The sequence below is a fragment of the Shimia abyssi genome (assembly GCF_003014475.1).
GTDB classification, from domain to species: Bacteria; Pseudomonadota; Alphaproteobacteria; order Rhodobacterales; family Rhodobacteraceae; genus Shimia; species Shimia abyssi.
This window is the reverse complement of sequence record NZ_PYGJ01000001.1, coordinates 613387-627108: the sequence shown is the minus strand read 5'-3', so window position 1 is coordinate 627108 and position 13722 is coordinate 613387. Positions and strand designations below refer to the sequence as shown.

At 56.7% G+C, this 13722-nt stretch carries 12 protein-coding genes; 3 read left to right on the top strand and 9 right to left on the bottom strand.

The window, feature by feature from the left end:
* Nucleotides 1–84 precede the first annotated feature (84 nt).
* Nucleotides 85–2097, top strand: a complete 2013-nt coding sequence (locus CLV88_RS03020) for a M3 family metallopeptidase (RefSeq protein WP_106606861.1) — start codon at nucleotides 85–87, stop codon at nucleotides 2095–2097.
* A 186-nt stretch (nucleotides 2098–2283) separates the two neighbouring features.
* Here the strand turns inward: CLV88_RS03020 and CLV88_RS03015 are convergent, their stop codons facing one another.
* The 7 genes from CLV88_RS03015 to CLV88_RS02985 form a co-directional block, all read right to left on the bottom strand.
* Nucleotides 2284–3780: a phosphomannomutase/phosphoglucomutase gene (locus tag CLV88_RS03015; protein WP_106606860.1), complete on the bottom strand. Its 1497-nt coding sequence runs from the start codon at nucleotides 3778–3780 to the stop codon at nucleotides 2284–2286.
* A gap of 24 nt (nucleotides 3781–3804) precedes the next feature.
* On the bottom strand, nucleotides 3805–4638 hold the full coding sequence (gene kdsA, locus CLV88_RS03010; RefSeq protein WP_106606859.1) for a 3-deoxy-8-phosphooctulonate synthase: 834 nt from the start codon (nucleotides 4636–4638) through the stop codon (nucleotides 3805–3807).
* Nucleotides 4639–6318: a KpsE/RkpR family capsule polysaccharide export protein gene (locus CLV88_RS03005; protein ID WP_106606858.1), complete on the bottom strand. Its 1680-nt coding sequence runs from the start codon at nucleotides 6316–6318 to the stop codon at nucleotides 4639–4641. It abuts the gene before it with no gap.
* Complete coding sequence (locus CLV88_RS03000; RefSeq protein WP_106606857.1) at nucleotides 6296–6955, bottom strand: ABC transporter ATP-binding protein; 660 nt, start codon at nucleotides 6953–6955, stop codon at nucleotides 6296–6298. Before CLV88_RS03000 ends, CLV88_RS03005 begins: the two co-directional genes overlap by 23 nt.
* A 183-nt stretch (nucleotides 6956–7138) precedes the next feature.
* Nucleotides 7139–8386: a Na+/H+ antiporter NhaA gene (locus tag CLV88_RS02995; RefSeq protein WP_106606856.1), complete on the bottom strand. Its 1248-nt coding sequence runs from the start codon at nucleotides 8384–8386 to the stop codon at nucleotides 7139–7141.
* A gap of 147 nt (nucleotides 8387–8533) precedes the next feature.
* Nucleotides 8534–9568 carry a permease gene (locus CLV88_RS02990; RefSeq protein ID WP_106606855.1) on the bottom strand — a complete coding sequence of 345 codons (1035 nt, stop codon included), beginning with the start codon at nucleotides 9566–9568 and terminating at the stop codon, nucleotides 8534–8536.
* Entirely contained in the window at nucleotides 9561–9905 is a 345-nt protein-coding gene (locus CLV88_RS02985; protein WP_106606854.1) for an ArsR/SmtB family transcription factor, read from the bottom strand. Before CLV88_RS02985 ends, CLV88_RS02990 begins: the two co-directional genes overlap by 8 nt.
* Nucleotides 9906–10049: 144 nt before the next feature.
* On the opposite strand from CLV88_RS02985, the gene CLV88_RS02980 reads away from it, so the two are divergent.
* Together CLV88_RS02980 and CLV88_RS02975 are read left to right on the top strand one after the other, a co-directional pair.
* Complete coding sequence (locus CLV88_RS02980; protein ID WP_106606853.1) at nucleotides 10050–10631, top strand: uracil-DNA glycosylase family protein; 582 nt, start codon at nucleotides 10050–10052, stop codon at nucleotides 10629–10631.
* Nucleotides 10628–11431 (top strand): SseB family protein, encoded by an 804-nt coding sequence (locus tag CLV88_RS02975; RefSeq protein ID WP_106606852.1) that lies wholly within the window; start codon nucleotides 10628–10630, stop codon nucleotides 11429–11431. Before CLV88_RS02980 ends, CLV88_RS02975 begins: the two co-directional genes overlap by 4 nt.
* Before the next feature lie 47 nt (nucleotides 11432–11478).
* On the opposite strand, the gene CLV88_RS02970 is transcribed toward CLV88_RS02975, so the two are convergent.
* Both CLV88_RS02970 and rodA read right to left on the bottom strand, forming a co-directional pair.
* Complete coding sequence (locus tag CLV88_RS02970; protein ID WP_106606851.1) at nucleotides 11479–12408, bottom strand: 2-hydroxyacid dehydrogenase; 930 nt, start codon at nucleotides 12406–12408, stop codon at nucleotides 11479–11481.
* Between the two features lie 166 nt (nucleotides 12409–12574).
* Complete coding sequence (gene rodA, locus CLV88_RS02965; protein ID WP_106606850.1) at nucleotides 12575–13714, bottom strand: rod shape-determining protein RodA; 1140 nt, start codon at nucleotides 13712–13714, stop codon at nucleotides 12575–12577.
* Between the last annotated feature and the right edge of the window lie 8 nt (nucleotides 13715–13722).

Here is a 13722-nt window from a genome sequence, read left to right as displayed (position 1 = left end):
CGTGGGGGCGCACAGTTATGATTGCAAGAGTGATTGCAGCCAGCCAGCACCGACCTTAGGTTGACCTCAAAGGAGATGCCCCCCATGACCAACCCGCTTTTGTCCAACTGGGACACACCGTTCAACCTGGCCCCGTTTGACGCGATTTCGGACGAGGATTTTGCACCCGCTTTTGAAGATGCGCTTGAGGCGCACAAGGCTGAGATTGCCACGATTGCTGAAAACGCTGATGCGCCGAGTTTTGCAAACACAGTTGAGGCGCTGGAGGCGGCAGGCACAGGGCTGGACAAGGTTTTGTCCGTGTTTTTCAGCGTCGCGGGGGCCGACAGCAACCCAGCGCGCGAAGCGTTGCAGCGTGAATTTTCACCCAAATTGGCACAGCATGGTGCAGAGATTTCGGCCAACAAGGCGCTGTTTGCACGTATCGCTGCCGTTTGGGCCGCGCGCGAGACACTTGATCTGAGCGACGAACAACAACGTGTGTTGATGCTGACCCATCGCGGTTTCGTGCGTGGCGGTGCCGCGCTGACTGGCGAAGCTGATGCACGTATGAAAGACATCAAATCGCGCCTGGCGGTTCTGGGCACGGAGTTTACCCAAAACCTGTTGGCGGATGAGCGCGACTGGTTCATGGAATTGGGCGAAAATGACCTTGAGGGCCTGCCCGAATTTGTAATCGATACCGCGCGCGCAGCTGGCACAGAAAAGAGCGCGGCGGGCCCGGTGGTCACACTCTCGCGCTCGCTGATCGTGCCGTTCCTGCAATTCTCGCCGCGCCGGGATCTGCGTGAAAAGGCGTTTGCGGCTTGGGGCGCACGTGGAGCCAATGGTGGCGAGACCGACAACCGATCAATCGCGGCCGAGATCTTGGCGCTGCGTCACGAGCGAGCGGCACTTTTGGGCTATGACAGCTTTGCCGACTACAAGCTGGAAACCGAGATGGCCAAAACGCCCGGCGCAGTGCGCGATTTGCTGACTGCTGTCTGGACCCCGGCCAAGGCCCGCGCCGAGGCGGATGCCGCTGTGTTGACCGCGATGATGAAAGAGGATGGTGTGAACGGCCCGCTAGAGCCGTGGGACTGGCGCTATTACGCGGAAAAACGACGCAAGGCGGAACATGATCTGGATGAGGCGGCTTTGAAGCCATATTTGCAATTGGATCGCATGATCGAGGCGTCCTTTGCCTGTGCGACACGCTTGTTCGGATTACAGTTCAAACCGCTGGATGCGCCGCTTTACCATCCGGATTGCCGCGCATGGGAGGTCACACGCGATGGCGCGCATGTGGCTGTGTTTATCGGAGATTATTTTGCGCGGGGGTCAAAACGGTCTGGCGCATGGTGCTCTGCGATGCGAGGGCAGGCGAAATTCCCCGAAGTGCAGTCGCCTGTGGTGATCAATGTCTGCAATTTTGCAAAAGGTGAGCCCGCGTTGCTCAGCTATGACGACGCGCGCACACTGTTCCACGAATTTGGTCACGCGCTGCATCAGATGCTATCAAACGTGACCTATGAGAGCATTTCTGGCACATCGGTCGCTCGTGATTTTGTAGAACTGCCCAGCCAGCTCTACGAGCATTGGCTTGAGGTGCCCGAAGTGTTGCGCGACTATGCAACACATGCGGAGACGGGCGAGGCCATGCCTGCGGAAATGCTCGAGAAAGTGCTGGGGGCCGCAAATTTCGACCAAGGGTTCCAAACTGTGGAATACGTGGCCTCGGCGCTAGTGGATCTGGCCTTTCATGAGGGCACGGCACCTGCTGACCCGATGTCGAAGCAGGCAGACGTGCTGGAGAGCTTGGGCATGCCGCACGCGATCACAATGCGCCACGCGACCCCGCATTTTGCCCATGTCTTTGCCGGGGATGGCTATTCCAGCGGGTATTACAGCTATATGTGGTCCGAAGTGATGGATGCGGATGCGTTTGAGGCGTTTGAAGAGGCCGGCGGCGCGTTTGATCCGGCCATTGCCCAAGCGTTGGAAGACCACATCCTATCCGCTGGCGGATCGGTCGAAGCTGATCAGCTCTACACAAGATTCCGTGGACGTCTGCCCGGTGTTGAGGCGTTGCTCAAAGGGCGCGGGTTGGCGGCCTAGCCGCTCCTCAAGCCGTCACAGGCTTTCCTCGCATCTTCCTTTCGCCAAAAATATCCCGGGGTGGTCATAGCTTTTGCTATGACAAGGGGCAGCGCCCCTCAGGCTCAGCTTTGCTGAGCCACGCCCAAGCCTTATGAACGCAGCAAGCTGCGTTCATAAGGCGCGGGAGCACCCGCGCGCTGATGTTCAAATGGTCTGGTCGTAATCGCCGACACCCGGTTCGGTGCGGATCACCACGTTCAACTCGTCAAAGATTGCGCGCAATTCGTCCTCGCTCTGCGCACTTTCACAGACCACAACAAGGTTCGGTGTGTTCGAAGACGCGCGGATCAATCCCCAGCTGCCGTTCTCAAGTATGACACGGGCGCCGTTCACAGTCACAATTTCCTTGATCGGTTGACCAGCAAAGCTGTCACCTGCCTTGTGTTTGGCCACCAGTTTAGCCACCAGGCGCTCAAGAATGTCATATTTCTCGGTATCAGCGGCATAAGGCGACATGGTCGGGGTCGACCAGGTTTTGGGCAGGGCTTTGCGCAGGTCAGACATGGATTTGTCTGGGTTGCGATCCATCAGCTTGCATATTTCCACGGCCACGCGCATGCCGCAGTCATAGCCGCGCCCAATCGGTTCGGCCAAAAAGTAGTGGCCGGATTTTTCGAAACCTGCCAGCGCGTTGATTTCTTTCACGCGGCGTTTCATATGGCTGTGGCCGGTTTTCCAATAGTCGGTTTTCACACCTGCCGCTTGCAATTCGGGGTCAGCTGCGTACAAACCCGTCGATTTCACATCTGCCACAAAGGTCGCGTTGGGATAGATTTTGCACAGATCGCGCGCCATGATCACGCCCACCTTGTCGGCAAAAATCTCCTCGCCCTCGTCATCCACTACGCCGCAGCGATCGCCGTCGCCATCAAAACCAAGCGCCAGATCTGCGCCTGATGCTTTGACCGAGTCCGACATGTCATGCAGCATCAGCATGTCTTCCGGATTTGGGTTGTAGTTCGGAAATGTGTAATCCAGCTCTGTATGGCTGTGCACCACCTCGACGCCGATGCGTTCAAAAATTTCTGGCGCAAATGCCGCGGCCGTGCCATTGCCAGTGGCACAGACCACCTTGAGCGGGCGCGACATTTTGAAATCGCCCACCAGATCGTCAATGTAGGCTTCCTTGACGCCGGGCGCGAACTCATACGATCCGCCGGGTGCCGCGTCAAAGTCACCGCCCAATACGATATCACGCAGCTCAGCCATCTCATCTGGACCGTGTGTCAAAGGGCGCTCAAAGCCCATTTTGACGCCTGTCCAGCCATTGGGATTATGGCTGGCCGTGACCATGGCCACCGCAGGCACATCCAGATGGAATTGCGAAAAATAGGCCATGGGCGAAACAGCTGGGCCAATGTCGATGACCTTGATCCCGGCCTGCATTAGGCCAATAATGAGGGCGTTCTTGATGGACAGAGAATAGTCGCGATAGTCGTTGGCCACGGCGATTACCGGATCGATACCCCGACGCCGGATCTGGGTTCCAAGGCCAAAGCCAAGTGCGGTCATGCCTGGCAGGTTGATCTCGTCGGGGAACTTCCAGCGCGCATCATACTCGCGAAAGCCCGTTGGTTTGATCATCGGATCGCGCAGAAATTCCCAGGTATTGGGGGTTACGTCGGCAATAGGTTTGGTCATTTGGAATGTCTCTTTATTCGTCGTTCAAAACTGTAATGGATGCGTTTTGGCAAGGCGGTCAAACGCCATCAACGTGTCGATCAACTCGGGCATGTGCCGCAGATGTATCATGTTTGGCCCGTCCGATGGCGCATTGTCCGGATCTTCGTGGGTTTCAATAAAGACGGATGCAACCCCCAAGGACACTGCGGCACGGGCCATGACTGGTGCAAATTCACGTTGTCCTCCGGTGCTGCCGCCTTGGCCGCCCGGTTGTTGCACCGAATGCGTGGCGTCCATCACAACCGGATAACCGGTTTGTGCCATCCGAGGCAGGGCGCGCATGTCGGTCACCAGCGTATTGTAGCCAAACGACGTGCCGCGCTCGGTCAGCATGATGCGGGTGTTGCCTGTGCTTTCGAGCTTGGCCACTACATTGTCCATGTCCCACGGGGCTAGGAATTGGCCTTTTTTCACGTTGATCACAGCGCCGGTATGGCCTGCGGCCAGCAAAAGATCAGTCTGGCGGCACAAAAAGGCAGGGATTTGCAAGATGTCGACAGCATCAGCGGCAGGGGCGCATTGTGCGTCACTGTGTACATCCGTCAGGACGGGAACACCAATCGCATCACGCAGATCGGACAACACTTTGAGCCCTGCGTCCATGCCCAGACCACGCTTGCCTGACATGGATGTGCGGTTAGCCTTGTCGTAGCTGGCCTTGAAAACATACTGCGCGCCAGCGGCTTCGCAAGCCTCTTTCATTTGGCCTGCAATCATTTGGGCGTGGTCCGCACTCTCCAGTTGGCATGGACCCGCAATCACCGTCAGGGGCTGATCATTGCCAATCGTCAGACCAGCGATATCAATGTGTTTCATTTACGAGGACACCTGTTCTCTGAGGATCGACGCGGTAAGCGAGATCATCAGATAGATGCCTGAAAAGATGAGAAAGGCCAAGACGGTGTTTTCGAAACTGCGCGGATATGACGGATCTTCGCTGGCCACCGGATCGACGCTGGTTGTCAGATAGCGCACCTGCCGGTTGGCCTCGAGTTCGGTCTGTTTCAGCGTTTGCAGTGCGGATTGCATGATAATGTCAGCGGTCGCCAGATCGGCTTGCGCCATCTGAATGCGCGCTGTTTTTTCTGCCAGAGAGTCTTCGCCGACAACCGCGTCCGTCATTCTTGCTTCCAACTGATCGAGCAGGTTTTTCAGGCGGCGCACATCGCCCTCGACACCTTGCACACGCGCCTGGTTCGGGCGGGCGTTGTCTTTGAGCGCCGCGAGTTGCAGTTCTTTCTCCTGCAAACTTACTTCGACGTTGGAAATCTGGGATCGCAGGGCGGTAATCAGCCCTTCGGGGTCAATCAGGTCGCCTTCGGTTTGCAATTTGACCAGTGCCTGTTGTGCTTCGCGCCGCTCTGCCTTGGCCTTATCAAGGCTGTTGCGCGCATCACTCAGGTGGTCTTCGCGCTTGCGCTGCGACAGATCATCAGCGCGGGTTTCGGCATAGCTTACCAGCGCGTTCGAGAATTGCGCGGCCAGCTCCGGATCAGCAGCAATAACTTCCATGCGGATCGACCCTTCCGTGGGGTCATAGCCAATTTTTACCATCTTTTTGTAGACCTTGTAGGCCTGTTCGTTGGACGGATCCGGATCCAGGCGTTGGATCGGGTCGATCATTGGGCTGGAGAAGTGTGCCTTGAAGCCTGCATCCTGGTCCAGACGGATCATCGCATCTTTTGACGTCAAATAGTCCTGTACGGCAATTGCGTCGCTGTTCACGTTCAACTGTGAAGGCAAGAGGGACCCAAGCCCGGTGCCAGTTCCCCCCTCGGCCTGTTGCACAAGGAAGGCTGACTTGGTGGAATACATTGGCGTGGCCACCGAAAAGAAATACCACGCGGCAAACAGGGTGGGCAGAAAAACAAAGACCGACAGACGCGCGGCCAGCAACAAAAGGCGCCGCCGACGGCGGCGGGCAATATCACGCTGAATCTCGCCAATCTCAATGGCACGCATTTCGGCTGGTGATTTTGTTTCGGTGCTGGGCAGCGTGTTCTTGTCCGCTGGCATGGTCTGAGGCAGCTGAACTTTGTTCTTTTCAACCTCTGCCGGAACCTTGTCAGTTTTCTGCTGGACCAGTTCCAACATATTGCTGCGCTGGAACGGATCGATGCCCGACGCGCGTAACAGGCGCACGGCGTCATAGTCAGATGTTGCGGCAAGCCCGTTTTGCTGGGCCATGCGGCGCGCCATGCGCAACTGGCGCCCGGTCAACCCTTCGCGCTTGATTTCGTCGATTTCCTGTTCGGCCGGTTTGACCTGTCCCGGCGCCGGTGGTTTGCCCGTGGCCGGGTCGCGCGCGACACCATCGCTGACCGGTTGTGGGCGTTGCGCCGCGGCAGATTGTGAGTCTGGGCTGGTTGGTGGTTTGGGGCCGGGTTGAGGCACACCTGCTGATTCGCTGGGTGCGCCTGCGCCTCCTGCTGCCATCGCGCCGTTGCCGACAGATCTGCGGATGCGAAATTTTTTAGCCTTGGGTTTGGTAGTCATAGAGCTGCTTTGCCTCTTCCAAGGTATCAAACATGTACAATTTGCCGTTCAGCAAAACCGCCGCAGACTTGGCAAATGCCTCAAGCGTCTTTGGCTGGTGGGATACAATGATGATAGTGGTTGTACGCAGGCGTTCGCGAAGAACATCGCCCGCCTTCTTGTTAAAGTTCACATCGGTCGAAGATGGCATACCCTCGTCGATGAGGTACATATCGAAATCCAGTGCCAGCAACAGCGCAAATGTGAACCGGGACCGCATACCAGACGAGTAGGTGCCCAGCGGCTGGTCAAAGTATTCGCCAAGATCACAAAGCCATCGGCAGAAGGATTCCACATAGTCCGGGTCCAAGCCGTAAAGGCGCGCGATGTAGCGACAGTTTTCCATTGCCGTGTGTTTGCTGACAACCCCGCCCATAAAACCAAGCGGGAATGAGATGCGGCAATCGCGGCGGATCACGCCCTCATCCGGTTTTTCAAGGCCGGCCATCATGTTGATCAACGTCGTTTTGCCCGTGCCATTGGGGGCCAAAACACCCATAGAGCGGCCCAATTCCACACGAAAAGACACGCGATCAAGGATCACCTTGCGCTGTGTACCCGTCCAAAAGGACTTACTGACGTTTTCAAACTCGAGCATAGACTGCTCCCGGGCTGCTCTGCCTTAACTTATCCCAAAACCGTTAACGCTCTGTCGGCGAATTAAGGTCAATATGTCGGATTGTTCGCATCTTTAGCAACTCTCTGAGGCAAGATTAGGGCAGGAAACAAGAAAAAACCGGCGCAAATCGCCGGTTTTCTGCATTTGTCACGTTAGGGTGGATCACAGGTTTTGTTTCTCAACCCGAAACAGTTTGCCCGCAATGATCGAAATCAAAGCAGCAGCAAAGCTGAATAGGGCGCCCATTTTGGCGGCATCCTGAACCGGCCCTGCCTCAAATGCGACCGAAGCCACAAACAGCGAGACTGTGAAACCGATGGCCGCAACGCAGCCGATCACCACAAGGTCAATAATGCGCATCCCTTGGGGGATCCCCAGCCTGAGCGGTACAGCAGCGAACCAGCCGAACAATAGAATGCCAATCGGTTTGCCGATGATCAGCCCCGCTAGGACCAGCCATGTCGCATCGCCAATCGATGAAAATTGCACTCCTGCGTTACACAATCCGAAGAAGAACAGGATCACTTCGACCGGACGTTTGAGAGCGTGTTCAATGACATTCAAGAGATCGTGCAGATAGCTCTCTGCCTCTGAAAACAGGCCAAAGGCGCGGTCAGCGTGCGGGATTGTCGGCACGATAGGCAAAAGCCCCAGCGCCGGGTGCAGACCCGAGCGCATGAAGCCGTACCAGCTAAAGCAGGCCGCGACAAAATAGGGGAAGAAATGCAGGTTTTTGCGGATCCAGGTGGAATTGGGTCGCGCCTGATTGCCCCGGTCCAGATAGCGCGGTAACCAATTGAAGATGACAAAAACGACGATCGCCGCCGCCAAGGAAAGCAACAGCCATTCCGGTGCCAGCTCGGACGAGGGATAGAAAATGGCCAGAATGATTAGCCCTGCGGCGTCATCAGCAATGGCCAAGAGCAACAAGAAGCGCACGGCCGGGTGACCCGCGCCGAAAACTAGGCGGCCCACAAGGTAGGAAAACGCAATGTCGGTCGCGGTGGGGATGGCCCAGCCATTGGCGACTGCGTTATACGTGTCTGACCCCATCAATAGGGCAAGGCCAAGATACACCCCAATTGGACCAAACATGCCGCCCGCGGTCGCAAACAAAGGCGTTGCGGCGCGTTTTCCGCGCAAAGAACCGTTTTTGAGGATCACCGCTTCCCAGACTTCCTTGGCCGCGATGGCAAAGAACAAGGCCATGAGCAGATCATTGACCAGATAGTGCAGGGTTAGGGTGCGGTGGCCGTCATGGTAGTGACCGATGGGCGCGTGGTCCCAGATCTTAAACTCAACAAAATGGTGGTAACTGTCATAGTCTAGGTTGGCCCAAACGAGAGCAATAATCGCCCCGATGATGAGCAAAAGTGAATACTCGTTAAGAAAATTCCAAACGCGATACATCTATTCTCCACCCTGCATTCCATTAGTTTGTCATCCGGCCTATCGGAAATTCGGTTTTCGGGCAAACTTTTGCAGAAATGAGAGCGGTAACAGGCGCGAACATGTGACTGTTCGCGCCCTTTTGGCAACGGGTGTTGCGGCCGTGGGTCAGGAGATGGCCTGCCAGACCGAACCAGCGATCAAGGCGCCCATCATGGCAAAGCTGAGATAGGCAAAGAACACGCGCGGTTTGACCAGTGCCCAGACGGCAATTGCTGCGGGTATACAGCTTACTCCGCCCGCGATGACAAAGCTCATGGCTGCACCATTGGACATGCCCTGTTCCAGCAGTCCGGCCACAAGCGGCACGGCTGCATACCCGTTGAGATAGGCCGGAGCCCCAACCAATGCCCCCAACAGGATTGGCTGAAAGCCGTCGCCGCCCAGGATCGACGCAATCCATTCTGCAGGCACATAGTGGATCATCAACGCTTCGATGACATAGGCCAGTGCCAGCCATTTCAACAGGAAGAGACCATTTTCGATCGTGGTGTCACGAAATGTTTCGCGCCGCTCGGCTTCGGCCCAGAATTTCCAGACAGGGCGGCCCGAAAAGGGTTTCTTTGTACCGCAACAGCTGCCAACCTGTGGCTTTTCGCGCAATGGGTTTGCAAACACCGGCGTGGATTTCAAGAGCATTGTGCCATAGCCGCCGAGCAAGCCAAGACCGATAGCCGAGGCTGCCTTGGCAATGGCAAAATCGTATCCAAGCGTGCCGGACGTAATGGCAAACATCGCCGGATCCATAAGGGGGGATGCGAGCCAGAATGCCATGACCGCAGAAAGCGGTGCGCCTACGGCGAGCAAGGCCGCGATAAATGGAATAACCTCGCAAGAGCAGAAGGGGGACAACCCACCAAGCAGGGCAGCGAGCAGGATCATACGGGTTTCACGCCCTTCAAACGCTTTGGCCAGAATAGTTTCGGCACCCGTGGCCTTGAGATAGCCAATGGCAAACACCGCAAACAGGATGAAAGGCCCGGTATGCAGCAAAGCGCCACTGGCAAAGGTGATTGTCGGCCAGAGCTGTTGAGTATCCAATACAGCAACCACCACAAGGATCAGGACAAGTGCGCCCCATGCCTTGTCGGTGCGTGCCAGCCGTGTGCCCAAAGGGGCCGGGGAGTGTGTGGTATCAGCCATGATCATGGTCCTTATTCGGATCCGCGCTGTCGGCGCAGCATTCCTCGAGCAGGAAGGTCGATAGCTGGCGCACCGCGTCATAGGCGACGGCGGCGCAGATGATCGACCGTCCTTGTTTTTCCTGAGTCACCAGCCCGGCTTGGGCGAGGATCTTCATGTGATGGGTCAGTGTCGAACCGGTCACGCCGGTGCGCTTGCCCAGTTCTCCGATCGAAAGGCCGTCTTCGCCGGCACGCACAAGGCAACGCAGCACTGACAAGCGTTGTTCCGAGCCAAGTGCGGCAAAGGTGGAGGCGGCGATCTCGAGGGAGATATCTGTGGGGTCGGTATTTTTCATATTTCTAGAAATATAGAAATAAATGAGTTTCACAAGATATTATTTCGAAAAACATCGAAATAATGTGATCTTTTGGTAGGTCGGACAAATTTGTCCGACCTACGGAACGGTTCTATTCGTGGAGACGACACCTATATTATCCGAATGACTCTCACAGATGACATTCGCGCCTGCACCCTTTGTGCTGAACGCTTTGCCGCCACTGCGACCACCCACTCTCCGCGTCCCGTCATCTGGTTTCGCCCTTCCGCTCGTCTGATGATTGTTGGACAAGCGCCAGGCGCACGTGTGCATGAAAGCGGCCGACCCTTTACAGACCCCTCGGGCGACCGATTGCGCGACTGGATGGGCGTGGACACAGCGACATTTTACAATCAGGACCGTGTGGCAATCCTGCCCATGGCGTTCTGCTTTCCAGGCTACAACGCCAAGGGCAGCGATCTGCCGCCGCCACCGATTTGCGCGCGTACGTGGCGTAACAAGGTTATGGCTGAACTGGGTGATGTCGATTTGACGCTCGTCGTGGGCCGCTACGCTCAGAAATGGCACTTGGGCAGCAAGGCAGGCGTCACCGACACCGTGCGCACCTGGCGCGACCATGCGCCTCGTGTCTTTCCCTTGCCACATCCGTCCTGGCGCAATACGGCTTGGCTCAAGAAAAACCCGTGGTTCGAGGCTGACCTATTGCCTGTACTGCGGGCACGGATCAAAGAGGTTCTGACATGAGCGACCCGACACTTCATCCTGCGACGCCGCTGGATAAAGCCCACGCAGAGATGGACTCAGCTGGTGATGACGCGGCGCGCCTGCGGTTTTACGAACGTCTCGCGGATGGCGAGTTGTTCATGCTGCTGGACAAGGAACCTGAAAACGACCGAATTTCGCCCGAGATTTTCGAAACGTCAGACGCTTCATTTGTGCTGGTGTTTGATACAGAGGAGCGTCTGTCGCAATTTGTCGGGCGAGTTGCACCTTATGCCGCTTTGTCCGGGCGTGTGATTGCAACTATGCTGTCAGGTCAGGGCATTGGTCTGGCCGTCAATCCCGAAGTGGCCCCCAGCGCCATTCTGATCCCGCCCGAGGCGGTGGCGTGGCTCTCAGAAACGCTACAAGACGCACCTGACGAAGTCGAAGCGCATATCAGTGCCTTCACAGCACCCGCTGGCCTGCCCGAAGTTCTGTTGACGGCGTTGGATACGAAGCTCGCCACCGCCGCTGGGCTTGCCAAATATGCTTATCTGGTTGGCGTCACTTATGAAAATGGCGCCACATCGCACATGCTGGGTTTTGTCGAAGCTGTGCCCGCTGCACAAAATGCACTGGCCAAAGCTGTCAACGAAGCGCTGACTTTTTCTGGCATCGAAGCCGCCGCGCTGGATGTTGGGTTCTTTGCCGCCACCGATCCGGTTGCCGCCCATCTGGCCCGCGCCGGACTGCGATTTGATCTGCCCGAGCAGGTGCAGCCTGCGGAATACAAACCAATTGCACCGGGGCGCGACCCCAACAAACCGCCTATTTTGCACTAAGTCAGATTAAGAGTTCGTGCTTCCGCCTGTACCCGACTGATGTCGGGTCAATATCCGGCTTTGCGATCAACGACATGCAGAAAGGCGTTTCCTGCTTCGCCGCGCTGGATGTTTTCAGCGATCACCTGACTGGCCGTTTTCACCCGAGTTTCAGAGGCAATGTGCGGCGTCACTGTCACCCGCGGATGCGCCCAGTATGGATGATCCACCGGCAAAGGCTCGACCCGGAACACGTCTAGCGTGGCGTGGGCGATGTCTCCGCGATCAAGGGCCGCCAACAAGGCGTCGTCGTCGATCAACGGCCCACGCCCCGGGTTGATAACAAAGGCGCCCTTGGGCAGCATTGCCAACCGCGTGGCATTCAGCGTGTTCTCTGTGGCCGGTGTATTGGGCAAGAGCAGGATCAGGATCTCAGCCGTACCAAGCGCCTGCTTCAGCCCGTCGCTACCATGCAGACATGTGATCCCTTCTGCCTCTTTGGGTGTACGGCTCCACCCGGTGACTGGAAACCCAAGCCCTGACAGCGCACGCGCACATGCCATGCCAAGCTGACCCATCCCTAGGATTGTCACACCCCGATCGGCGGCCAAGGGCGGGACATGCGGTTCCCAAGTGCCATTCTGCTGCGTGATGTTGCGATCCATACCCAGATGGTGGCGCATGGTGTGGCCTGTCACCCATTCGACCATACCGCGTGTCATGCCCGGATCGACCATGCGAGCCAGCGGCAGGGTCAACGTTACGTTGTCAACAATCCCTTCAACCCCGGCCCAGAGGTTCAGCACTGCTTTGCAGCGCGTATAAGGCGTGAAATCCCGAAGCGTGCTGTTTGGTGCATAGACAATGTAGTCTACAATGTCCGGTGCGTGATCTTGGCGCAGATCGACCTTTAACCCAAGCGTGTCAAACGCATCCTTCAAGGCGGGGGCATATTTTTCCCAACGGTCGGGATGGGCGGCAAACAGGGCGTTGATCATAAGGTAAAGGCTCCTTTGGCTCGAATTTGTGACACACAGTTCACAGCCGTCGCCCCTTGGCAAGAGGTACATCTCGCGATCCAGAGCGGTATCTCAGGCTCGGCGCAGCCGAGCCACGCCCAACAGGCGGCTTGCATCCTTGATGCAAGACTGCTTGGCGGGAGCATTACCGAGGCCGATGCACATGTGCGCTTTGGACCAGTCCAAAGGCGATCATCAGTACCAACATGGCCGACCCACCATAGCTGACCAGCGGCAAGGGCACCCCAACCACCGGGGCTAGCCCCATCACCATCGACATGTTCACGGCAAAGAACAGAAACAATGCCCCGGCAATCCCAAGCGTCAACAGCGATGAATACCTGTCCTTGTTCAGCAATGCTGAACTGATGCAAAACAGGATGATCAGCGCATAAAGCGCGAGCAGCGATATCGCGCCGATAAAACCAAATTCTTCGGCCAGAGTCGTAAAGATAAAATCGGTGTGCTTCTCAGGCAGAAAGTTCAGCCGCGATTGCGTGCCTTGCATAAATCCCCGCCCGGTCCAGCCACCTGAACCAAGCGCAATCTTTGACTGCGTGATGTGATAACCCGCGCCCAGCGGGTCTGAGGACGGATCCAGAAACGTGTCGATCCGGCGATACTGGTAATCCTTGAGCAATTGCCACGTCGTGCCGCGTGATTGAAACACTGCAAAGACGGTGCCAACCGCCAGTCCGATTACGGCTGTAAAATACGCCCAGTGCACACCAGCCAGGAACATCACCATTGCCCCACCCGTCACCAACAGGATCGAAGTGCCAAGATCCGGCTGACGTAGTACCAAAGCCGTCGGCAAAAGGATCAGAAACACCGGGATCAGCACCCAGATCGGGTGCGACGTGCGTTTGGCCGGTAGCCAGTCATAATAGGCCGCAAGACACATAACGAGGGTGATTTTCATCAACTCTGATGGCTGTAGCCGCATGAAACCTAGGTCGATCCAACGTTGCGCCCCCATGCCCACACTGCCCATGATTTCAACCAGCACCAGCAATAGCAACGTCGCGATATAGGCCGCACCTGACACGGATCGCCAGAACCAGATCGGGACAACCGCCACAAGCAGCATAAGCGCAAGACCCAGCACATAACGTTTCATCTGTGGTTCAGCCCAGGGACTGAACGATCCGCCCGCCACGGAATACAGCATCAGAAAGCCAACACCCGTCACAGCCGTGAGCAACAACACCAGAGGCCAGTTAAGGTAAAACACCTTGCGCAGCCCGGTTGGAACATATTTGGCGTTATACTCTAGATAACTCATGCACCCCT

Bases quoted from the DNA above. Each gene is read 5' to 3' on its own strand.
- CLV88_RS03020 (WP_106606861.1), top strand. From the start codon at position 85: ATGACCAACCCGCTTTTGTCCAACTGGGACACACCGTTCAACCTGGCC.
- CLV88_RS03015 (WP_106606860.1), bottom strand. From the start codon at position 3,780: ATGACCAAACCTATTGCCGACGTAACCCCCAATACCTGGGAATTTCTG.
- kdsA (WP_106606859.1), bottom strand. From the start codon at position 4,638: ATGAAACACATTGATATCGCTGGTCTGACGATTGGCAATGATCAGCCC.
- CLV88_RS03005 (WP_106606858.1), bottom strand. From the start codon at position 6,318: ATGACTACCAAACCCAAGGCTAAAAAATTTCGCATCCGCAGATCTGTC.
- CLV88_RS03000 (WP_106606857.1), bottom strand. From the start codon at position 6,955: ATGCTCGAGTTTGAAAACGTCAGTAAGTCCTTTTGGACGGGTACACAG.
- CLV88_RS02995 (WP_106606856.1), bottom strand. From the start codon at position 8,386: ATGTATCGCGTTTGGAATTTTCTTAACGAGTATTCACTTTTGCTCATC.
- CLV88_RS02990 (WP_106606855.1), bottom strand. From the start codon at position 9,568: ATGGCTGATACCACACACTCCCCGGCCCCTTTGGGCACACGGCTGGCA.
- CLV88_RS02985 (WP_106606854.1), bottom strand. From the start codon at position 9,905: ATGAAAAATACCGACCCCACAGATATCTCCCTCGAGATCGCCGCCTCC.
- CLV88_RS02980 (WP_106606853.1), top strand. From the start codon at position 10,050: ATGACTCTCACAGATGACATTCGCGCCTGCACCCTTTGTGCTGAACGC.
- CLV88_RS02975 (WP_106606852.1), top strand. From the start codon at position 10,628: ATGAGCGACCCGACACTTCATCCTGCGACGCCGCTGGATAAAGCCCAC.
- CLV88_RS02970 (WP_106606851.1), bottom strand. From the start codon at position 12,408: ATGATCAACGCCCTGTTTGCCGCCCATCCCGACCGTTGGGAAAAATAT.
- rodA (WP_106606850.1), bottom strand. From the start codon at position 13,714: ATGAGTTATCTAGAGTATAACGCCAAATATGTTCCAACCGGGCTGCGC.